This window comes from Chryseobacterium elymi (genome assembly GCF_003385495.1).
GTDB classification, from domain to species: domain Bacteria; phylum Bacteroidota; class Bacteroidia; order Flavobacteriales; family Weeksellaceae; genus Chryseobacterium; species Chryseobacterium elymi.
Genome location: NZ_QNUH01000005.1, coordinates 56,829 through 78,542, shown reverse-complemented (window position 1 = coordinate 78,542; position 21,714 = coordinate 56,829). Strand labels below are relative to the sequence as shown.

Genomic DNA, 21,714 nt, shown 5'->3' with positions numbered 1-21,714 from the left:
GTATTTTTTGAGTTGTTCTTTGCTTTGAAGCAATTGAACCAAAAATTCAAGACTCAGACAATAGAGTTTTTTTACCGTTCTCAGAATTCATTTCCTAAAGTTCCAGTTTTTTAGGTCATCTGTACGACTTACAATTAATTTAGAAAAAATAAAAAGACCATCTCAATTAAGGGACGGTCTTATTTTATTTTATCCGATTCAGCGGTTACTGAATCTGTAAGATACTTGAAATCTGTTCCGCAAGAGATAGTCCGATCCTGTCCTGAGCTTCCAAAGTAGAAGCACCGGTATGTGGAGTCAGAGAGATCTTTGAATGGTTCAGTATTTCTTTAGAAGGAGTAGGCTCATTGATGAAAACATCCAACCCAGCAAATTTCACTTTTCCTGAATCTAATGCAGCAATTAAAGCTGATTCGTCAATAACACCGCCTCTTGAACAATTTACAATGGCAACACCATCTTTCATGATATCAAACTCATTTTTCCCGATCATGTATCCGTCTTTCTGAGCCGGAACGTGCAGGGTAATGAAATCTGAATGTTTCAGAACATCCTGAAGCGGTTCAGTTTCTATATCTACATTAATGAACTGGTTATTGTAAAATTTCACTTTGATGCTTGCTTTTCCTACATTATTATCAGCAGCAATCACCCTCATGCCTAATCCCAGTGCAATTCTGGCTACTTCCTGTCCTATTCTTCCCATTCCAACGATACCGATAGTTTTTCCTCTTAATTCGATACCGGCAGTATATGCTTTTTTAAGACTCGCAAATTCTGTATCTCCTACTAAAGGCATTTTTCTATTGGAATCCTGCAGGAATCTCGCTCCTGAAAATAAATGGGCAAAAACAAGCTCAGCAACCGATTCCGAAGAAGCAGAAGGAGTATTGATTACATGAATTCCTTTTTCTCTTGCATAATCTACATCAATATTATCCATACCTACACCGCCTCTTCCAATAATTTCGATAGATGGGCATCCGTCAATAATATCTTTTCTTACCTGTGTAGCACTCCTTACCAACAGGGTGCGGATCTTATGCTCATTAATGTAATCTACCAAAAACTCCTGCGGGACTTTTGCAGTGATCACTTCAAAACCTTTCTCAGCCAGAGCATCAATGCCAGATTGATCCAGACCGTCGTTTGCTAAAACTTTCATAAATACAATTGATATTAAAAGTGAAGAGATTTAAAAATTAAAGAATTTCAGTGTGTACACTTTTTATCATTCAATTTTTAAATCTCTGTATATGTTTTCTTAATCTTCTTTGAAAACTTCAATGGTAACCTGCTTTTCTACAAGGTCTGTGAATCTCCCTTTGTATCTTGTAGCTCTTACCAGATGGTTATCTATCCAGTGGTAATTTCCTCCTCTTGGTTTTCCGCAGAGTACACTGTGGTACTTGAAGCCATTCTTATCCAGCCAGTCGATGGTGATCTGTTTCAGGTTTTCCGTTCTTGAAGTGAAAAAACAAATCTGATGTCCCTCGTCATACCATTTGTTGATGGTTTCAAGTGCATCAGGATAAGGTTCGCAGGTAACCATTCTTTCAGGTTCTTCATTCGGGACATCATCTGTAATGGTACCGTCGATATCTATTAAGTAATTTTTTACCCCGTCCTTCAAAATAGGACTTATATGCTCTTTATATTCTAACTCCATCATTAAAATTTGAAATGCAAAGTTACGGCTTTTACCTCGAAGCTCAATATCAAATTTGGTATATATTGAAAATACACTGTAAAAAATGCTATTTAATGAATAAAATTAACAATACTTTGTCATTAATCTAGCTGTAGTTAATTTTATTCTGTTTTTAATGTTAAGATAACCTGAAATAAAAAATGACATGCTTAAAACTTCTCTCCCAGACTAATCCGCAAACGGTTCAAAGCGTTCATTAAGGAAATGCTGGAAGTGAGTTCTACAATCTCTTTTTCTGAGAACTCTTTTTTTAATTCTTCAAGTAAGACCTCCATGTCTTCGGTCAGGCCTGTCACAGCATCCGCCCATCTTAGTACCAAAACCTGCTTCGAACTAAATGAAACAGAATGTTTGTACCCCGGTATTTTATCTATTAAAGATAATTCCATTCCCATTTCTCTTAATTCATTAGCATGAAAACTGCAGCAATAGGAACATCCGTTCAACTGGGATATTCTTAATTCAGCCAAGGCAATGAGTGTATTGTCCATTTCTGAAGTTCTAATGCTTGAGTGAGCCTGATACAGATAGCCTACCGTCTTTTTTGAAATCTCTTTATAATCCATTTCTTTTTTTGACAAAGTTAGAAGTACAGCTGCTTCTGAAAGAGTATAAAAATTGGATAAATAAGTAAAAATAAAAGATCTAATTTTGCCGTATCAAGCCTGACAAAAGCATGGACCATATTCAAGAACTTATTGAAATCGAAACAGCCGAACTTACTGAATGGAAAGACAGATTTCGCAAAAACAGTTTTTTCGAACTGGTATTTATCCTGGAGGGGAAAGGAACTCAAAGTATAGAATACCAAACTAAAGCCTATGAAAAAAATGATTTTTTCCTTTTGCCCCACTCTAAATGCCATGCCTACAAAATTTCGGAGCCTACTACTTTTTTCTTTATCCGGTTTACGGAACATTATTTCAAAAACCTTAAAAACACCCCTATAGATTATTTACAATGGTACAGTAAGCTTAATTATATTATTGGATTTTATGATTTCAATACGGGTCTCTATTTCAATGACGAAAAAGACAAACGCCAGGTAAAGAGGTTATTTGAAATCATACAGCTCGAAAAAGAACAGAGATCGGAGTATTCGGAAACCTTAATTGCCAATACATTAGTATCCATATTAACCATAATAAGTTCAAAATTAACGGCAGCCCATCATGTATACAAAAAAAGTGATAATAAATTTGCAGACATCATTCAGCATATCAATCAGAATATTATTGATGAAAAAAAATTATCGGTTGTCTATCTTTCAGAGAAGTTTAACATTTCTAAAAAGTATTTCAGCGAATATTTTAAAAGAAATGCCCATGAACCATTAAAGGAATATATTCAGAAAACAAAGCTTCAGATAGCGGTCAACAGAATACAATATACGGAGGCACCTTTCCAGGAAATTGCATGGAGCCTTGGGTTTACGGACAGCAGTCATTTAAACAAATCTCTGAAAAAACATTTTGGGGTTACTTCATCTGTTTTAAGAAAAGAAAAAATTTTAATAAGATAAGAAAGCCAGCGACAATTATTGAAATCTGAGAAAACAACTTCCTCCCGCTCTCTCTTTCATAGCAATTCTTCATTATTTTTAGACCGAAATCAGGTTGTGGATATTCTCACCTTTGCTCCTCGCCGCATATCATATGATGTTTATCCAAAAATTTTCAAAATACATTTATTAGGCTTACATTTGTAGAAATGGAAGAATTTGTAGTTTTAGTAAATGCCGAAGATGAAGTTCTGGGCCTTATGGAAAAGCAGCAGGCTCACATCAACGGTCTTCTGCACCGTGCATTTTCTGTGTTTTTGTTCAACAGCAAAGGCGAAATGCTCCTTCAAAAAAGGGCACCGGGAAAATACCATTCTCCCAAACAGTGGACTAATGCAGTATGCTCTCATCCAAGAGAAAATGAAACCTATCTTGAAGCTGCCAAACGCAGATTAAAAGAGGAACTCGGAATCGAAACGGAGCTTTCGGAAAAATTCAATTTTATCTATAAAGCAGATGTAGGAGGCGGACTTTGGGAACATGAACTAGACCATGTATTTGTAGGAAATTATGAAGCTGATTTCAATTTAAATCAGGAGGAAGTGGAAGAAGTAAGATTTATTTCCATGGAAGACCTTGATAAAGAAATGAAGGAAGCTCCTGAAAATTTCACAGAGTGGTTCAAAATCATCCTTGAAGAATATAAATACCATTTTTAACTGATGAAAAAAATAGTACTCGTATCCGCTTTTTTATCGGCAAGTCTGTTTTTTGCCCAAAAAGCAAAAGTGTATGACGGTCCCGGTTACACAATTAATGTTCCTGAAGGCTGGAAATCTACCAATGACAACGATATTGTCAATATTTTCCCCAGCAATGAGATCGGAGCCATTACCATTTCAGAATACCATGATCTGAATCTTCCAAAAACAGAAATGAAAAAGTTCATCCTGGCCCTTTACAAATCTGAAGATCCGGAGAGCAAAATAAAGGAAAGCAAAGGCAGAAAAGGATATACAGAATATTCTTACGAATATTTTGATGAAAAAAACAAGCTTTTCTGGATTACCAGAGCTTTCCAGAAGGATAAGGATCTGTATCTCGTTTCTATTAACTGTGGCCAGAAGTTCTGGAACGGAAATTATATGAACCTTTTTAACGAAACTTTCAACAGCTTTAAAATAAAGAAATAAAAATTAAATATGAAGAAAACAGCCTTATACGATAAACACGTTTCTTTGGGCGCTAAAATCGTACCTTTTGCAGGTTTTGAAATGCCTGTACAGTATTCTGGTGTAACAGAAGAACATTTCGCCGTAAGAGAAAAAGCAGGATTGTTTGACGTTTCACACATGGGACAGTTTTTTATTGAAGGACCGGGATCTAAGGATCTTCTACAGTTTGTTACGACGAACAATGTAGATGCCCTGGAAAACGGAAAAGCCCAATATTCTTGTCTTCCTAACGAAAACGGAGGAATCGTAGACGATCTTATTGTTTACAAAATGGAAGATGAGAAATATTTTGTAGTGGTAAACGCGTCAAATATTGAGAAGGACTGGAATCATATTTCAAAATACAACACTTTTGGAGCTAAGATGACGAATGCATCCGATGATATGTCATTATTAGCAGTTCAGGGTCCTAAAGCTACAGAGATCTTACAGAAGCTTACAGAAACCAATCTTTCTGATATTCCTTATTACAGCTTTACAGTAGGAAGTGTGGCGGGAGTAAATAATGTAATCATTTCAAATACAGGATATACAGGAAGCGGTGGTTTTGAGATCTATTTCAACAATGAAAATGCTGAACAGCTTTGGGATGCGATCATTAATGCAGGTGAAGCGGAAGGGATTATTCCTGCCGGACTTGCTGCAAGGGACACTTTAAGACTGGAAAAAGGTTTCTGCCTTTACGGAAACGATATCGATGATACTACTTCTCCTATTGAAGCAGGATTAGGATGGATCACAAAATTCGATAAGGATTTTGTTTCTAAAGATACATTTGCAAAACAAAAAGAAGAAGGTGTTACAAGGAAATTAGTAGGTTTTGAGCTTCAGGATAAAGGGGTGCCAAGACATGATTATCCTGTAGTAGATGCTGAAGGAAACGTGATTGGAAAGGTAACATCAGGAACACAGTCACCAATGAAAAAAATCGGTCTGGGTCTGGCTTATGTAGACAAGCCTCACTTCAAACTGGGTTCTGAGATCTTTATTCAGGTAAGAAATAAGAATATTCCTGCAAAAGTAGTGAAAGCTCCTTTTGTATAATTGTTCGAAAAAACATATAAAAATAGGCTGTAATTGAATTACAGCCTATTTTTTTGTACTTAGTAGCAGATACAGCAGAGTATTCTGTCCGGAGTACAGGCATCACCTACTCCCGGTGTATTGGAGATAACGCCTCCTGCCGGTCCACACAACGTATAACAGTTGACAACAGGCCTGATTCCTCCGTTAATTTTTTTTTAATGCTGATCTGTTAAGATTCTTTGTTTGTAAAAAGTTTTTCATGATACTATTTTTTGGTTAATATAAATATAAGTATTTAATAATTAAACCATTGTAAATAAATCACAAAATATTGATAAAACATCTATTCAACGAAACTAAGGACTTAAAAAGCAGTCTGGAAATCAGGTCTTCATTCACTGATTCCAAAGAATTCTCTTAGAGCCTCAACATTTTTCTTGTCATTTCCTACAAAAATTTCATTGTCGGTAAGAAAAACGGGACGCTTCAAAAATGTATAATGGTCAAGCAATAAGTCTTTGAAATCTTTTTCTTCAAGAGATTTTGCATCCAGGCCTCTTAGTTTGATCTGTGTGGATTTTTTACTGAACAAAGCTTCGTAAGATTTTGTTTTTTTATACATAGCAGCCAGTTCTTCTTTGGTAACCGGTTCTTTTTTGATTTCACGGAGTTCCCAGTCTTTAAGGTCAAACTGTGCCAGGATCTTTCTGCATGTATCACATGTATTGAGATAAAATACTTTCTTCATTGTTACTTTTAAATCTGTTATGGGTTAAATTTCCTTCTTCATTGAAGTTTTACCTTTCAAAAGTAGGATTTAATCTAAAATTCTGGAAATTATTAAATAACTTTATTCAAATTTTATAAAGATGCAGAACAAGCCTATTACTTTTCAGTTTATTTCAGAACCTTCGGATGTGAATTATGGAGGAAATGTACATGGAGGAAGCGTTATGAAATGGATTGATCAGGCAGGTTATGCCTGCGCCACAACATGGAGCGGAAATTACTCCGTAACGGTTTATGTGGGCGGGATCCGTTTCTATGAGCCTATCAAGATCGGGGAAGTGGTCAAAGTTGACGCACAGGTTATTTATACCGGAAAATCGAGCATGCATATTTCAATCAATGTTTTCTCAAGGAACTTAAAACAGCCTACGTTTGATAAGAAGACGCACTGCATTATTGTTTTTGTGGCAGTAGATGAAAACGGTAAAAAGCTTCCTGTCCCGGCATGGGTTCCTGAAACGGAAGAGGAAAAACAGCAGGAAGAATATGCAAAACGCCTGATGAACCTGAGAACTCAGATTGAGGATGAAATGAAACCTTTTTTATAACCTATGCAAAGAAAAGATTTCATTACACTTTCATCATTAGGGTTTCTGGGGTTATATTCCTGTGGAATTTCCAAAATTAGCAGTAAAAAATCGTTAGCTATTCAGCTTTATACCATCCGGGACGCTGTTTCGGATAACCTTGAGAAAGCCCTGGAAACACTGGCTGCCTTGGGCTTTTCAGAACTGGAAATTTATGGATACAATGGTACATTCTTTGGAAAAAGCAGAACCGAGTTTCAGACTATTCTTAAACAAACCGGCTTAAAAGTCATCAGTTCGCACCATACTACTGGAATTATCCATAAAGACCGGGGAACCTTATTGTACAGCTGGGAGAAAGCTGTGGAGGATCTGCATTTTATTGGTGCTGAATATATGGTATGCTCTTATCTTTTTCCTGAAGAAAGAACTGTTGAAAACTATAAAAAGCTTCCTGAGCTATTTAAAAAATGTGGTGAAGCAACCCAAAAAGCAGGAATTCAGTTTGCTTATCATAACCATGATTTTGAGTTTGAAAAACTGGAGGATGATAAAAATGTGTATGATTTTATTTTAGAGAATACATCTTCAGAACTGGTTAAAATGGAACTGGATTTATACTGGATTTCAAAGGCCGGACTTGATCCGCTGGTTTATTTTGAAAAATACCCCGGCCGTTTTCCTCTATGGCATGTGAAAGATATGAAAGCCGGTACAAAAGATTTTACAGAAATCGGAAACGGCACTATCGACTTCAAAAAGATTTTTGGTACGAAAGAAAAGGCTGGCCTGCAATATTGGTTCCTTGAACAGGATTCCAGCGACAAAGATATTTTTGAAAGCATCCGGATAAGCAAAAAGTACATTCTTGAAAACAATTTCTTTTGAAATAATACTTATATTTGCAAGATAAAGGAAATGGTGCTCTTCCTTACCCAACCGCTTTACAGAAGCTGATGACGCCTGATTAAGAGATTATTAACCAATAACTGATCAGGATAATTATGTCAAAACCACAAAAAACACTACATAGAAAAGCAATTTTTCATACCCTTTTATTTTTCAGAAAATACCCTGCTCTGCCTTACATTTTAAAATGGCTATGCATTAGCATTATTATTGGTGCTTTAGTGGGAACGGCTTCCGCGGGATTTTTACAGTCCCTGGAATGGGTTACCAACTTCAGGGAAAGTCACATCTGGCTCATTGCCCTGCTTCCTGTTGCCGGTTTTCTTATTGGCCTCCTCTATCATTATTACGGAAAGGATGTAGCAGCGGGAAACAATTTACTGATTGACAATATTCATGATCCGAAAGGGATTATTCCTTTCAAAATGGCTCCTTTTGTATATCTGGGAACTATTGTTACACATTTATTTGGGGGTTCTGCCGGCCGGGAAGGAACTGCCCTTCAGATGGCGGGAGCTATGGCAGACCAGCTCAGTAAACCTTTTAAGCTTGATAAAAGTGAACGAAAAATTCTTCTCATTGCCGCAATTGCAGCAGGGTTCGGCTCTATTTTCGGGACACCTTTGGCCGGTGCGGTTTTCGGGCTTGAAGTTTTCCTGATAGGAAAAATACGGTATAACGCTATTTTTCCGGCTTTTGCATCAGCAATTCTTGCAGACCTGGTTACCAATCTTTGGAATGTAAAGCATACTCATTATCATATAGATCTCATTCCGAAACTGGAATTCTTACCTGTTTTGTACAGTATTTTAGCCGGAATTGCCTTCGGGATCTGTTCTGCAGGCTTTAGCAGAATCCTCCATTGGGCGGGTTCCTTTTTTAAATCTAAGATCAAATATCCGCCATTCCGTCCTGTAGTTGGGGGAATTATTGTTGCTCTGGCTGTTTTTGCCATGGGAACCACAAGATATATCGGATTGGGAATCCCTGTAATTGTTGAATCCTTCGAAAGACAGCTTCCGCTCTATGATTTTGCTTTAAAAATGATCTTTACCATTATTACTCTTTCGGCGGGCTTTAAAGGCGGTGAAGTAACTCCTCTATTTTTTATCGGCGCCACTCTCGGAAGCGCGCTCTCTCTGTTTATTCCATTACCATTTGGCCTTCTGGCAGGAATGGGATTTGTCGCTGTGTTCGCCGGAGCAACCAATACTCCACTGGCCTGTATGTTGATGGGAATCGAGCTATTCGGAGCAGAAGGCGGTGTTTATATAGCTATTGCATGCGTAGTTTCCTATCTGTTTTCCGGGCACCACAGCATTTATACAAAACAGAAAATCGGGGAAGCAAAGAACAAACGGTATGAAAGCGACAGGAACAGGTCTATTTCGGATTTATGAAAGTTTGAGGATTTTGCTTCTGCCAAAAGTTCTCAATATGATAATGTTTAACTTTACAACACTCAAACGCTTACCCTTAAAACTCTGCATAAATTCACTAAGTTTGTTACTATAAGTTCATATAAAAATGTTTGACTACAGATTAAAAGTTTTCCATACAGCCGCATCAAGACTGAGTTTTACTAAAGCTTCTGAGGAACTTCATATTTCACAACCGGCCGTCACCAAGCATATCAAAGAAATTGAAAGTCAGATGGGCACCAAACTGTTTGACAGGAAAGGAACTTCGGTACAGCTTACCCAAAGTGGAAAAATTTTATATGAATATGCAGAAAAGATCCGGAATATGTATCGTGATCTGGAATTTGAAATCAGTCAAATTAATGAACAGCATAAGGGAAAGCTGATTATTGGAGCCAGTACCAGCGTTGCACAGTATGTTTTACCTGAAATACTGGCCAAATTCAACTCTTATTATAAGGATATTAAGATTGAACTGATTGCCCATAATACTGAGATTATTTCCGAGCTTCTGAAGGACGGAAAGATCGACCTGGGAATTATCGAAGGGGAATCACAGTCATCCTTTTTTGATTATAAAATTTTTAAGGCTGATGAAATTGTCCTTACAGCAAAGACAGAACATCCACTAGCTCACAAAAGCTTAAATCTGAAAGATCTTTATGATCTGAATCTGATCTTCAGGGAACAGGGCTCCGGCACCCAGGAATTCATCCAAAACCGCTTAAAGGAAAAAGGAATCAACATCGAAGAGCTGAATACCGTCATGCAGCTGGGAAGCAGTGAGAGCATCAAGAATTACCTTTTACACTCAGATTGTATGGCATTCCTCTCCATCAGCACTATTTTGAATGAATTAAAGAACAATAGCCTGACTATTGTTGATATTAAAAACTTCAGTATTGAGAGGAATTTTCATTTCATTCTTCCCAAAGGTGATCAGTCTGAAATGATTAAGCTTTTTCTGAGATTTGTAAGGAGTTAGGGTGCAGATGGTAGGTTTTAGGGATTGGTCACAGTTTAAACTATGGTCTTTTATTTGGGTTTAGACGGGATAGATGTCAAAGATGAATTTTGCTTTGCAAGTGAGTGGTGAATTTTATATTTGTAGAAAAGAATCAAGATATCAGATATCAGATATATCAGATGCTAACTCGTTAACTTAACTACTATGAACTAGCAATCAGCAACTGACAACACTCAATAATTCATTTACTCTAAAAACTCTAAGACTCACGACCTGTCACTCTCAAACTCTCCCATTTAAAACATAACCAAAAGTTATCCATTATAATAAAATACGATTTATTTTGTAATACTATATTTCGGAATTTTGGAGTCTGATTTCAAAACTTATTTTATGAAAGATTTCCTCCAAAATGAAAGAATACGAAAAGCTGTTTTTATTCTACTTGCCGTTATATGCCTTACTCCACTAATTTCTTCTCCCATAGCTTTGGCGTTAGGCTTTGGCCTTGCTGTTTTTATAGGGAATCCGTTTGAGCAGCATCTGCACAAATACATTCATCTGCTTCTTCAGATTTCCATTGTTGGACTGGGTTTCGGACTTAAGCTGGATGAAGCGCTTCAGGCCGGAAAAACAGGATTCTTTTTGACGGTTGTGAGCATTCTCACGGTGATGATTCTTGGATATGTTCTGGGAAAAGTATTCAAGCTTGAAAAAAAACTTTCCTACCTGATCTCTGCAGGAACAGCAATCTGTGGCGGAAGTGCTATTGCAGCTGTCTCTCCTATCATAAAGCCCAGCACAAAAGAGATGTCTTTGGGACTTGCCATTATTTTTACATTGAATTCGGTGGCTTTATTTATTTATCCTGCAATTGGGCATCTGCTGCAACTTTCGCAGGAACAGTTCGGGCTTTGGTGTGCCGTGGGAATTCATGATACGAGTTCTGTGGTAGGAGCGGCCGGAAAATATGGAAATGAAGCTTTAAAGATCGCTACTACGGTGAAACTGGCCCGTGCTTTATGGATTATTCCGGTTTCTATTATTACCATGTTTATCTTTAAAAATAAAGAATCCAAGGTGAGAATCCCGTGGTTTATCGGTTATTTCATTATTGCTATCCTGCTAAATACCTACGTCCCTTTTCCGGAACACTTAAATATTTCCATTACAGCTTTGGCAAAATCCGGATTGAATCTGACTTTATTTTTTATAGGTTCTACTTTATCGATCCAAACTTTAAAAACAATAGGTTTCAAACCGCTGGCTGCAGCTGTTATCTTATGGATTGTTATAAGTGTGGGAAGCCTTATTTATATTATCGGTTAATATTTTATTCAATTTTTTAAAAAAAATAAACACAAATCATTGATTATAAATAATTTACAAAAACAAAATAAACGATTTTTCTTTTTTATAAGATGTAATTTAAAGACAAAAACCTTCTGGAAGGTCCAAAAGGCTTTTGCGTATTAAATGTGGAAATGTTTATTTCTGACTGAAATAGTTCTTAAATTTCTGAACCACAGTTATACCCTTGTGTACAAGCAATATGCTGCACACAATACCAAGGTCCTGTTACAGAACCTGAGCAGCTGCATCCGCAAAGTGATAAATCAGGGGTTCCGCTGATTCCTCCAATAATGTTCTTTAGATCTGCTTTTTTTAATTTCTTAGCATTTTTCATAGTGTTGAATGATTTGATTTAGGATTAAACAATATAGTTTAGTTACCTTCCAAAGTTAAACAAATATTAATTATTCACAACATAATTTAATTAAAATTTTAATAATACGTTGATTTCATTACTTTTATTACATTATAAGCGGAATAATAACGGTTAACCTTTATTAAACAATTTTATAATCCTGTTCTTTTAACCCGGCATAAAACCGTTCAAGAGAAAGACAACAGAATTTTGTTTTAATTCTTAAGCGTTAATAAATAAAACCTTTCAATTTCTCGAAAGGTTTTAGTGATATTTTATTAACAGGTTATTACCTGCAGACACTTTTTATACTTTATACAATAAGACGGACCTGTCACTGCACCTGTACAGCTACAGCCACATTGCGAAAGATCCGGAGTGATTACTCCACCAACTCCGCCTATAATGTTCTTAAGGTCATCCTTTTTTAACTTTTTTGCTTTTTTAAAAATTTCCTGTGACATGATATTTTGATTTTAATTAAACAATAGAATTAATTTCCTTTACTTTCAAAATTAAACAATTAATAATGATATAAAACACAATAAAATGTTAATTTATTTATTTCATTGTACTTAAAAAAAGATAATTTCTGTTAAAACTGTTATACTATTCAATAAATTCCAGATCTTTATTGTGCGTTTCTGAAATGGTCAGCGATGAATAAAAGGCTAACCCGAATACAACAATTCCTACAATTGCCGCACTTATAATAACACTGAAATTATTTTTCAGCAGATCAAATGCCAGGATCATTACGGGTAACAGACCTCTTACCATATTGGGTACAGTAGTGGTTGCCGTATTTCTGATATTGGTCCCGAACTGTTCTGCCGCAAGGGTCACAAACATTGCCCAATACCCAGTACCTAAGCCCAGCCAGACACAGAACATGTAGTATTTTGTTTCTGTATTGGTATTTCCAAACAACATGACCGCCACGCCGATTATCGTGAACAGCAGCATATAAAAAATAGCCATTTTCCGGGATTTCAATGCGTGGGAAATAAAACCGCTCATCAGATCACCAGCAGAAATACCAATGTAGGCCCACATAATGGCTTTTCCAGGGTTCAGATCTTTTATTCCTAATTCAGGGGCAAATTGGTTGGCTAAAACTGCCAGAATGCCTATACAATACCATGTAGGCAGACCTACTGCTATGCATTTAAGATACCTGGTCAAACGTTCCTTATTGGTAAAGAAAGAAAGAAAATTTCCTTTAGAGACGTTTTTATGCTCTATATTTTTATAAATCCCTGACTCTGATACGCTTACCCTTAGAATCAACAGCATGATCCCCATAATTCCGCCGATAATGTATGAAATATTCCATCCTCCGGCCAGCTCTACAGTAAGCTGGGCTACTACTGCACCCATCAATCCGAAACCCGCTACTACTGAAGTTCCAATTGCCCGCAGACTCTTTGGCAGGCTTTCAGAAACCAGGGTAATTCCGGCTCCAAGCTCTCCTGCAAGCCCTATTCCTGCAATAAATCTTAAACCTGCATATTGGTACACCAAGTGCTCTTTGGGAAAATAGGGTAAAAATCCACAGGCGATATTGGCAAGGGAATATACTAAGATAGACCCGAAAAGTACGGACAGCCTTCCTTTTTTGTCTCCAAAAATTCCCCAGAACACGCCACCGATAAGAAGTCCCACCATCTGGCAGTTCAGGATAAAGGTTCCGTCAGTATCAGGATCCAGGCCTAAAGCTTTTAAACTCGGAATTCTTACAATACCAAATAAAAGCAGGTCATAGATATCTACAAAATAGCCTAAGGCTGAAATAATAACGGGGATTGAAAAGATGTACTTCAGTTTTGAAGATAAAGACAGTTCTTGCATTTTTAAGTTTTGATAAAAATAAAAAAACCTTTCAATCTCTTGAAAGGTTTTTTTTAAATATCTTAATCGTGTATTATCTTGCAATATTCACGGCTCTTGTTTCTCTGATTACGGTTACTTTTACCTGTCCCGGATAGGTCAGTTCATTCTGGATCTTTTCAGAGATGTCGTAAGAGAGCTGGTTGGCTGTTTCATCACTTACTTTTCCACTTTCTACCATTACTCTAAGTTCTCTACCTGCCTGAATCGCATATGCACTGGAAACTCCATCAAAGCTTAATGCTGCAGATTCAAGATCTTTCAGTCTCTGGATGTAAGATTCCAGAACCTGTCTTCTTGCTCCCGGTCTTGCTCCGGAGATTGCATCGGCAACCTGGATGATCGGCGATAACAATGACTTCATTTCAATTTCGTCGTGGTGAGCTCCGATTGCGTTAACAACTTCTGCATTTTCACCATATTTTTCAGCCCACTGCATCCCCAATAAAGCGTGAGGAAGTTCAGACTCCTGCTCAGGCACTTTACCAATATCATGTAAAAGACCTGCTCTTTTGGCTAATTTTACGTTTAATCCTAATTCTGCAGCCATTGTTGCAGCAATATTCGCTACTTCTCTTGAGTGCTGTAACAGGTTTTGTCCGTAAGAAGAACGGTATTTCATTCTACCTACGATTTTAATCAGTTCAGGATGTAATCCGTGGATTCCCAAATCAATGATTGTTCTTTTTCCTACTTCAATAATCTCTTCTTCGATCTGTTTTCTTGTTTTTTCTACTACTTCTTCAATTCTTGCCGGGTGAATTCTTCCATCCGTCACCAATCTATGAAGGGACAGTCTTGCAATTTCTCTTCTTACAGGGTCAAAGCATGAAAGAAGAATAGCTTCCGGAGTATCATCAACAATAATTTCAACCCCTGTCACAGATTCTAAAGCACGGATGTTTCTCCCTTCTCTACCGATGATTCTACCCTTTACCTCATCTGATTCAATATTGAAAACCGATACTGAATTTTCAATTGCCTGCTCGGTTCCGATTCTTTGGATCGTCTGGATAACAATCTTTCTTGCTTCGTTCTTAGCATTCAGCTGTGCTTCTTCCATAATTCCCTGAACGTGTGCCTGGGCTCTTGTTTTAGCTTCGGCTTTCATGGTTTCCACCAATTCTGCTTTAGCCTCTTCTGCCGTATAATTGGCTATTTTTTCAAGGATTTCTACTTTCTTAGTGGTAGCCACATCCAGTTCCTGCTGTTTTCTGTCTAAGATCTCGTTTTTCTTAGCGTAGTCTGCAATCTGCTTGTCAAGGTCCTTTTCAAGTTTTCCGGTCTTGCTAAGCTCATCATTAAGCTTATGCTCCTTGTCTTTAATTCTTTTTTCAACCTCCTGCATTTTTTTCTCACGGGATTGGATATCCGCATCGTGCTGGGATTTCAGTTCCAAAAATTTTTCTTTGGCCTGTAGATTCTTTTCTTTCTTTATGGATTCAGCTTGAACATTTGCTTTTTCTATAAGGTTTTCGGCATTTTTCTTTGCATCATCTACAATAAATTTTGCTTTGGTATTCAGCGAGCTCTTAGAGAAAAGAATCCCTATCACTGCTCCTACAACTAAGCAAATAACGCCTACTATAATGGTGGCTGTTGTCATAATATATATTGAGTTTTAATTGTCTTACACTTATCTAAATAAAAAAAACCTACAACAATTCAGGGATTGAGAGTAAACTCCTAATCAACACGATTTGAACTGATTTCCTCTGTCTGTAATCCGGGAGACCCGGCACGCCATTCAGCGGACATTTGCTCGGTAATTGTTTAGCGTTGAGTTTACCTTAAATGTGTTAGAATTATTGTAGGCAGTCTGATGGGAAAAAATCTATTTCCCAATTTCATTCAACGACTGATTAATCTGCACTAATCTTTCGTTGGTAGAATTTATATTTTTTTCGTAGTTAAGAGAAACTACTTCAGCATTGGTTCCCAGTTTCAGGGCACACATAGCCAAAGCATCCTGTTTGTCTCTTACATCGAAGTTCTGTTCAAAATCTTTAATCATACTTTCAATCTGCTTTCCTACTTTACGCAGAGTTTCTTCCTCTGCGGCCGGTACGTTCAGCGGATATACCCTTCCTGCAATGTTGATGGTTATTCTTCTTACATCCATTATAGTCCACTGTTTTGAAGCTGTGCAATACAGAAATCAATTTCTTTTACCAATCTGTTGATGTGGTTTTTCATTAATCTGTTGTGTTCAGGATTCCCTGATATTGCTGAATACAATTTTATATTTTTTTGTTCTTCTGCTAATACCTGATTTCTTCTTCTTTCCTCATCATACTTCGTTTTCAGCTCTTCATGCTCAACAGTTAATTCAGATAGTCTTTCAGTAAGATTTTTATAGTTCTTTTGTAAAAGCAAAATCTTTTTCTCTAATTCTGAAAAATTATTTTCTAAATCTTGAAGCATTTCAGGTTTTCTATATTCTAACTAATAGCAAAAGTAAAAAAATAATAACAGTAACAAAAATAAAAGTCTCTATATTTTGATTGGGCACGAAAAAAAGGAGATGCATAAGCAACTCCTTTTGTATTTTTAATGTATATTTTCTTATTCGAATTTCAGAACAAACATTACAGCTCTTGTCTGAAGCGTAGACATTGCAGTTGCCCAGTATGGAGGTGTCGTTGCATTATCTGCCACTTTCTCGTTATTCATGAAGAATGTTCCTCTGATCGCCGGAGTAAGTTTAAATTTATTGAAATAAAACTGAATTCCCATTTCAGCAGACCACGCAAAGTTATGCGTTGTAGATCTGAAAACCTGCTGCATGTTGTCATCTTCAGAATCTGAATTGGACTGAAGGTTCACTATATAGTTCACCCCTGCCGCAATATAGGGTCTGGAATTGTACCATCTCTGGCCGTGAAGCTCCAGCAAAACAGGAACGTCTACCAATGTAGATTTTATCTCTCTTACTCTGTCTTTCTCAGTTAAAGCGATTGGAAAAAAAGGAGGGTTCGTCAATGTTCCGGCAGCATACTGGTCATTGGACTGAGTGTTAAAGATCAACTGCCTTTGAGCAAATTGCAAGCCTGGTTCCAATCTTAAATCCAGATAGTCATTCAGTCTCCATTTGGCGATCAAACCGGCCCCGAAACTGTAGCTTTCTTTAGATTTAACAAGATTCTGATTACCTTCCGCACCATATCTTGGATGTAGGACGATACGGTAGTCTAGCCTGTTGCCGTTCAAATAAAAACCCCAACTGAATTTCTGCTCGTCAAAGTCTTCCAACTTATCCATTCTGTTTCGGGTTCTGAATTGTGCATCTGCAAAAACTGCAATATTAACTGAGGCTAAAACCAGTGCTCTTAATAGAAATTTATTCATAGGTTACTTTGTTGCTTTATAAATTGTGGCTATACCTAAACTTAACTTTTTATATTCTACTTTCTTAAATCCTGTATCTAAAAGAATTTGTTTCATCTTTTCCCCGAAAGGAAAAGCATTTACAGAATCCGGAAGGTATGTATATGCCCTATTATCTTTGGAAACCAGTCTGCCAATGGCAGGTAATATATTTTTGAAATAAAACATATAAAATGGCCCTAAGAACCCCTCAACCTTTGAAAACTCCAGTATATAAACACTCTTGTTATCTTTAACTACTCTTCTTAATTCTGCCAAACCTTTGGTAAGGTTTTCAAAATTTCTCACTCCAAATGCAACGGAAACAGCGTCGAATCTATTGTCCTCGAAAGGTAAATTTTCTGCATCCCCTTTTTGCATGGAAATTTTGCCGTCTAATTTAAGTTTTTTTATTTTAATAACGCCAACATTCAGCATTTGTTGTGATAAATCCAAACCAATTACTTTCGCATCGGTTCCTTTTTCAATGGTGATTGCTAAATCTCCCGTTCCTGTAGCCACATCCAACACTTCCTGCGGATTGTCTTTTTTCATCATTTTCACCAATGTATTTCTCCATAAAACATCAATTTTCATAGATAAAACATGATTCAGAAGGTCATACTTCGGTGCAATATTGTCGAACATATCCTCTACCTGGCTTTTCTTGGTAGCCTCAGAATTGTAGGGAGTAACTTTGGTAATATCTTTTGTCAAAACTTTAAAACTTGTAATATTCTTTGTAATAATTTAGGAAATCCTGCTTTCTGAAGATCTTTGATCTCGATTCCACCTTTTGGATGTTTTTAATTACCTTATCGTAATCTTCATCTACATTATAATAAAAATCTTCAGTATAAAGCTTATTGAAGTGCCTTGCTCCTCCAAAATAAGCTTTTCCGTCAATTGTGGTTTTGTCCAGGGCCAAAAGTAATGAATCTTTTTTAAGATTGTACCCATAATATTGATCATTAATATAATAATCCTGATGGGCAATATTGATCAGTCCACGAATCTTACTTACTTCAAATGCAGAATCATACAGCATTTTCTTGTTCTGGTCGAAAACTTTGATAGAGTTTTTCCCTTTTTTTACGTCCACATGTACATACTGGCCCGCAGAAATAACCCCTTCGGAACCGTTATTGATCTTAAAATAATATGTATTGGGGGTAGGATTGTCTACTACAAAATAATTTTTCTTGGCTAAAAAGAAGAAGTAGACCCCAAAGGCAACGATAAACACCACAGCTGCAATAAGTAAGCCTTTTAAGGACGAGTTGTTTTTCATACGATTGTAAAGTACAATTTTTGCAAATTTAATAATATTTTTAATTCTCCGTTATTAATATTAATTATTAACTTTGCATCTTTAAAAAATCATATAAACGAATGCCAAATACGATCATTATTGGTTCCGGATCCTATATTCCTAACAGAGTTATTGGTAGAGATTATTTCATGGATTCTGAGTTCTACACTGAAGACGGAGTTAAGATTGAAAAACCTGCAGAAGAAACCATCGCAAAGTTTGTAGAAATCACAGAAATAGAAAACAGAAGATTTATTGAGGACGATCTTTCCAACTCACAGATCGGTTCTGAGGCTGCCAAAGCTGCCCTTGAGGATGCTAAAGTAGATGGTGAAGAACTGGACTATATTATTTATGCGAGCAACTTCGGAGAAGTTACTGTAGACGGATATGTGAATTTTATGCCGAATATGGCAGCAAGAGTAAAAAATAAGTTGGGCATTAAAAATAGAAAATGTGTTACTTATGATATGATCTTCGGATGTCCGGGATGGGTGGAAGCCATGATCCTTGCGGACAATCTTATCAAAGCAAAAGCCGCAAAAACCATTCTTGTGGTAGGCGCAGAAACATTAAGCCGCGTTACTGATCCGCATGACAGAAACAGAATGATCTTTGCCGACGGAGCCGGAGCAGTGGTAGTACAGGCTACAGAGCAGGAAAATGTAGGTATTATTGCCCACAACACGATCTGCGACAACGGTCCGGAGCTTTGTTACCTGGAAAATGCACCTTCTATTAACGCTAATGTAGACCAGAGGCGCCTTTACGTAAGAATGCAGGGAAGAAAGATCTATGAATACGCCCTTAAAAATGTTCCTTCAGCGATCAAAGAAACAATCGAAGATGCGAAACTTTCTATCCAAGATATTGATAAGATCCTTATTCACCAGGCCAATGCCAAAATGGATTATGCCATGATCGAAAGGCTTCATAAGCTTTATGATATAAAAGATTACGACCATGCGATCTCTCCTATGACGATCCAGGATCTTGGAAATACATCTGTAGCAACCATTCCTACAATGTATGATTTAATAATTAAAGGAAAAATGGAAGGTCAAACGTTTAAAGATAAAGGTAACATTGTGATGACTTCGGTAGGTGCCGGAATGAACATCAATGCTATCGTTTACAGATTTCCTTAAAATATTTAAATAACAAAAAAATATAAAGCACAGGGGAAATGTATTCTTTGTGCTTTTTTTAGATGTATTATGCAAAGAAATTTTTTGATCATTGCCGCTATCTTCCTAATTCTAGAAGTCTATATTTATCAGGCCATAAGAACATTAACTGATAATTTCTGGGTCAGACTCGGGTATTGGGCTGTATCTTTGACCGTTTATGGAATTTTCGCCTATGAAGTTACCCATTTCCAAAGATCGGACAGAAGCATGGTCAGGGCACAGATCACGATCTCGCTATTCCTGATCTTCATGCTGCCTAAAATTTTTGTAGTATTGTTTTTGCTTATTGACGATATTTTCAGAACAGGAGGATATCTGATAGGATTAACACAACCGAAAGAAAGCTTTTTCCCTGAAAGAAGAAAGTTTCTGAGTATGATAGGATTAGGCCTTGGAGGTGTTCTTTCAGCTCTTTTTATTGACGGAATTACATTTGGTAAGTACAGACATACCGTAAGAAGGATAAAAGTAAAAATACCCGGTCTTTCTAAAGATTTTAAAGGCTATAAAGTAATCCAGATCTCTGACGTTCACAGTGGCAGCTTTCCTGATCCGGACAAATTACAGCATGCCATTAACCTAATTAACGAGCAAAACCCTGATCTTGTTCTTTTTACAGGAGACATGGTCAATAACATTGCTGATGAATTCAAACCTTTCATCCCGTTATTTTCTAAAATCAAAGCAAAAGACGGAAAATTTGCAGTGCTGGGAAACCATGATTACGGCGATTATGTATCATGGACGTCTAATGATGCCAAGAAAAAGAACCTTGACACGCTTATTGAATATGAAAAACAGGCCGGTTTTGATATGTTGAGAAATGAGCACAGGATGATAGACAAAAATGGAGAGAAGCTTTATATTCTCGGCGTTGAAAACTGGGGACTGAAACCATTTCCGCAATTTGGGAAAATTGATGATGCTTTAAAAGGCGTACCAGAATCCGCTCCTAAAATCCTGATGAGCCATGACCCTACTCATTTTGATTATGTGGTAAAAAAACACCCGGGAAACATTCATCTGACCCTTTCAGGACACACCCACGGGATGCAGTTCGGCTTGGATCTTAAAAATATAAAATGGTCTCCGGCACAGTACCGCTATCCAAAATGGGCTGATCTCTATGAAAGTGAAGGCAAGATGCTGTATGTAAACAGGGGCTTTGGTGTTCTTGGTTATCCCGGAAGAGTTGGGGTTCTACCGGAAATAACTCTTTTTGAACTGTCTTAAATAGTCTCTCGCAGATTTAGCGGATTATGCAGATGTTTATGGATATTATGATCTATAGCCACAGATAAGCAAGTTCAATAATACCCTTATATCTTAACAATGTACGATACAATTACAACGCAAACATCTGCTAAATCTGCGAGAGCATAAAAATCCTCGAGAAAGAAATTTAAAAAATATAATCCTTCATACGGGAAGTGGCAAGTTCTTTTTCGTTGATCCAGGTAAGGAGGGCGTCCAGTTTGTCCTCCATTTTTTTGCCCGAAAACAGGCTTCTGTAAAACGGAATATCAAACCTGTATTTTTTAAAATCGGTAAACTGCCAGGAATTGAGGTAGATCAGTACAAAATCATCATTTTTAAGGGTTTCAAAAACCATATTCTGATAATAATTCATCGGCAGAATCTGAAATACAAAATCATTATAGGGCAGCTGGCTGTATGGTGAAATACTTTCAGGGACAATACTCAGTCCGTCTTCTTCATTAATTTCTGTATCTCTTTTCAATCTTTTGAACGGAAAAAGTATGTCTGCATTATCAATATTGGAAACATAATTAAACTCCAGGGATTTCAAATCCTGCAGAGGAAGCTTAAAATCTTTCTGTCTGATTCCTCTAACCTGTTTTTCCACAAAATCCTCAATATTCTTTTTAACATTCTCTATTTCCTGAAGATTAGAATTCAAATTATAAAAAGCAATTTCATGCCCTTTGGATGAAATTGCTTTTATTAAATTCTGCAGTTTTCCTGCCATAGAAATCTCTATAAAAAAACTTGCTTTTATATCATGAATATTTAAAATCCGAAGAATAGCTTTTGTATTGTCTTCTGTGATTTTCAGTCTTTCCACATCAGAAATTTCTGCACTGTTTTTCGCTTCAGCTTCAATATTCAGGATGTTAAAAGTCAATAAAATCATTTAAATT

The 21,714-nt window shown here is 36.8% G+C and carries 25 protein-coding genes and 1 riboswitch; of the genes, 11 read left to right on the top strand and 14 right to left on the bottom strand.

The genetic code is table 11. The annotated features are described in order from the left end of the window. Nucleotides 1-205 precede the first annotated feature (205 nt). From DRF60_RS07285 to DRF60_RS07275, 3 genes are all read right to left on the bottom strand, one after another. On the bottom strand, nucleotides 206-1,165 hold the full coding sequence (locus tag DRF60_RS07285) for a D-2-hydroxyacid dehydrogenase (protein WP_116011440.1): 960 nt from the start codon (nucleotides 1,163-1,165) through the stop codon (nucleotides 206-208). A gap of 99 nt (nucleotides 1,166-1,264) precedes the next feature. Further along, nucleotides 1,265-1,669 (bottom strand): LNS2 domain-containing protein, encoded by a 405-nt coding sequence (locus tag DRF60_RS07280; protein WP_111957741.1) that lies wholly within the window; start codon nucleotides 1,667-1,669, stop codon nucleotides 1,265-1,267. Between the two features lie 191 nt (nucleotides 1,670-1,860). Then, nucleotides 1,861-2,277: a carboxymuconolactone decarboxylase family protein gene (locus DRF60_RS07275; protein WP_116011609.1), complete on the bottom strand. Its 417-nt coding sequence runs from the start codon at nucleotides 2,275-2,277 to the stop codon at nucleotides 1,861-1,863. A gap of 110 nt (nucleotides 2,278-2,387) precedes the next feature. Here DRF60_RS07275 and DRF60_RS07270 point away from each other — a divergent pair, with 110 nt between their 5' ends. The 4 genes from DRF60_RS07270 to gcvT all read left to right on the top strand — a co-directional run bounded on the left by DRF60_RS07270 (nucleotide 2,388) and on the right by gcvT (nucleotide 5,491). Continuing rightward, nucleotides 2,388-3,233, top strand: coding sequence for an AraC family transcriptional regulator (locus DRF60_RS07270; protein WP_116011439.1), 846 nt, complete (start codon nucleotides 2,388-2,390; stop codon nucleotides 3,231-3,233). 188 nt (nucleotides 3,234-3,421) lie between these two features. Beyond that, nucleotides 3,422-3,931 carry an isopentenyl-diphosphate Delta-isomerase gene (gene idi / locus DRF60_RS07265; RefSeq protein ID WP_116011438.1) on the top strand — a complete coding sequence of 170 codons (510 nt, stop codon included), beginning with the start codon at nucleotides 3,422-3,424 and terminating at the stop codon, nucleotides 3,929-3,931. 3 nt (nucleotides 3,932-3,934) lie between these two features. Next, complete coding sequence (locus DRF60_RS07260) at nucleotides 3,935-4,405, top strand: hypothetical protein (RefSeq protein WP_238640093.1); 471 nt, start codon at nucleotides 3,935-3,937, stop codon at nucleotides 4,403-4,405. A gap of 9 nt (nucleotides 4,406-4,414) precedes the next feature. Beyond that, entirely contained in the window at nucleotides 4,415-5,491 is a 1,077-nt protein-coding gene (gene gcvT / locus DRF60_RS07255) for a glycine cleavage system aminomethyltransferase GcvT (protein WP_116011436.1), read from the top strand. Between the two features lie 373 nt (nucleotides 5,492-5,864). On the opposite strand, the gene DRF60_RS07250 is transcribed toward gcvT, so the two are convergent. Then, nucleotides 5,865-6,221, bottom strand: a complete 357-nt coding sequence (locus tag DRF60_RS07250) for an arsenate reductase family protein (RefSeq protein ID WP_116011435.1) — start codon at nucleotides 6,219-6,221, stop codon at nucleotides 5,865-5,867. A gap of 121 nt (nucleotides 6,222-6,342) precedes the next feature. On the opposite strand from DRF60_RS07250, the gene DRF60_RS07245 reads away from it, so the two are divergent. The 5 genes from DRF60_RS07245 to DRF60_RS07225 all read left to right on the top strand — a co-directional run bounded on the left by DRF60_RS07245 (nucleotide 6,343) and on the right by DRF60_RS07225 (nucleotide 11,415). Then, on the top strand, nucleotides 6,343-6,810 hold the full coding sequence (locus tag DRF60_RS07245; protein ID WP_111957755.1) for an acyl-CoA thioesterase: 468 nt from the start codon (nucleotides 6,343-6,345) through the stop codon (nucleotides 6,808-6,810). Nucleotides 6,811-6,813: 3 nt separating this feature from the next. Further along, nucleotides 6,814-7,677: a sugar phosphate isomerase/epimerase family protein gene (locus DRF60_RS07240; protein WP_116011434.1), complete on the top strand. Its 864-nt coding sequence runs from the start codon at nucleotides 6,814-6,816 to the stop codon at nucleotides 7,675-7,677. A 17-nt stretch (nucleotides 7,678-7,694) separates the two neighbouring features. After that, nucleotides 7,695-7,762: riboswitch (Fluoride riboswitch) on the top strand. A 31-nt stretch (nucleotides 7,763-7,793) separates the two neighbouring features. Continuing rightward, a complete protein-coding gene (locus DRF60_RS07235; RefSeq protein ID WP_185144577.1) occupies nucleotides 7,794-9,098 on the top strand; it encodes a voltage-gated chloride channel family protein in 1,305 nt (434 codons plus the stop codon). Nucleotides 9,099-9,225: 127 nt separating this feature from the next. Continuing rightward, entirely contained in the window at nucleotides 9,226-10,104 is an 879-nt protein-coding gene (locus DRF60_RS07230) for a LysR family transcriptional regulator (RefSeq protein WP_116011433.1), read from the top strand. A gap of 375 nt (nucleotides 10,105-10,479) precedes the next feature. After that, nucleotides 10,480-11,415, top strand: coding sequence for a YeiH family protein (locus DRF60_RS07225; RefSeq protein WP_116011607.1), 936 nt, complete (start codon nucleotides 10,480-10,482; stop codon nucleotides 11,413-11,415). Between the two features lie 181 nt (nucleotides 11,416-11,596). Here the strand turns inward: DRF60_RS07225 and DRF60_RS21350 are convergent, their stop codons facing one another. The 9 genes from DRF60_RS21350 to DRF60_RS07185 all read right to left on the bottom strand — a co-directional run bounded on the left by DRF60_RS21350 (nucleotide 11,597) and on the right by DRF60_RS07185 (nucleotide 18,341). Continuing rightward, nucleotides 11,597-11,773: a hypothetical protein gene (locus DRF60_RS21350; RefSeq protein WP_167443716.1), complete on the bottom strand. Its 177-nt coding sequence runs from the start codon at nucleotides 11,771-11,773 to the stop codon at nucleotides 11,597-11,599. 299 nt (nucleotides 11,774-12,072) lie between these two features. Further along, nucleotides 12,073-12,258: a hypothetical protein gene (locus DRF60_RS07220; RefSeq protein ID WP_116011432.1), complete on the bottom strand. Its 186-nt coding sequence runs from the start codon at nucleotides 12,256-12,258 to the stop codon at nucleotides 12,073-12,075. Between the two features lie 145 nt (nucleotides 12,259-12,403). Beyond that, nucleotides 12,404-13,645: an MFS transporter gene (locus tag DRF60_RS07215; protein WP_116011431.1), complete on the bottom strand. Its 1,242-nt coding sequence runs from the start codon at nucleotides 13,643-13,645 to the stop codon at nucleotides 12,404-12,406. A 73-nt stretch (nucleotides 13,646-13,718) separates the two neighbouring features. Further along, a complete protein-coding gene (gene rny, locus DRF60_RS07210; RefSeq protein ID WP_116011430.1) occupies nucleotides 13,719-15,290 on the bottom strand; it encodes a ribonuclease Y in 1,572 nt (523 codons plus the stop codon). A 228-nt stretch (nucleotides 15,291-15,518) separates the two neighbouring features. Continuing rightward, nucleotides 15,519-15,806: a cell division protein ZapA gene (locus DRF60_RS07205; RefSeq protein WP_111957769.1), complete on the bottom strand. Its 288-nt coding sequence runs from the start codon at nucleotides 15,804-15,806 to the stop codon at nucleotides 15,519-15,521. Then, complete coding sequence (locus DRF60_RS07200; protein ID WP_111957771.1) at nucleotides 15,806-16,108, bottom strand: hypothetical protein; 303 nt, start codon at nucleotides 16,106-16,108, stop codon at nucleotides 15,806-15,808. The genes DRF60_RS07205 and DRF60_RS07200 overlap by 1 nt, the downstream gene beginning before the upstream one ends. 141 nt (nucleotides 16,109-16,249) lie before the next feature. Further along, nucleotides 16,250-17,032, bottom strand: coding sequence for a type IX secretion/gliding motility protein PorT/SprT (gene porT, locus DRF60_RS07195; RefSeq protein ID WP_116011429.1), 783 nt, complete (start codon nucleotides 17,030-17,032; stop codon nucleotides 16,250-16,252). Between the two features lie 3 nt (nucleotides 17,033-17,035). Continuing rightward, on the bottom strand, nucleotides 17,036-17,767 hold the full coding sequence (ubiE, locus tag DRF60_RS07190; protein WP_034726327.1) for a bifunctional demethylmenaquinone methyltransferase/2-methoxy-6-polyprenyl-1,4-benzoquinol methylase UbiE: 732 nt from the start codon (nucleotides 17,765-17,767) through the stop codon (nucleotides 17,036-17,038). Between the two features lie 4 nt (nucleotides 17,768-17,771). Beyond that, entirely contained in the window at nucleotides 17,772-18,341 is a 570-nt protein-coding gene (locus DRF60_RS07185) for a hypothetical protein (protein ID WP_116011428.1), read from the bottom strand. 101 nt (nucleotides 18,342-18,442) lie between these two features. Between DRF60_RS07185 and DRF60_RS07180 the strand changes: the two genes are divergently transcribed. Further along, complete coding sequence (locus DRF60_RS07180) at nucleotides 18,443-19,510, top strand: 3-oxoacyl-ACP synthase III family protein (protein WP_116011427.1); 1,068 nt, start codon at nucleotides 18,443-18,445, stop codon at nucleotides 19,508-19,510. Between the two features lie 69 nt (nucleotides 19,511-19,579). Next, nucleotides 19,580-20,785: a metallophosphoesterase gene (locus DRF60_RS07175; RefSeq protein WP_116011426.1), complete on the top strand. Its 1,206-nt coding sequence runs from the start codon at nucleotides 19,580-19,582 to the stop codon at nucleotides 20,783-20,785. Nucleotides 20,786-20,954: 169 nt separating this feature from the next. Here the strand turns inward: DRF60_RS07175 and DRF60_RS07170 are convergent, their stop codons facing one another. Continuing rightward, on the bottom strand, nucleotides 20,955-21,707 hold the full coding sequence (locus DRF60_RS07170) for a polysaccharide deacetylase family protein (protein ID WP_116011425.1): 753 nt from the start codon (nucleotides 21,705-21,707) through the stop codon (nucleotides 20,955-20,957). Nucleotides 21,708-21,714: the final 7 nt, after the last annotated feature.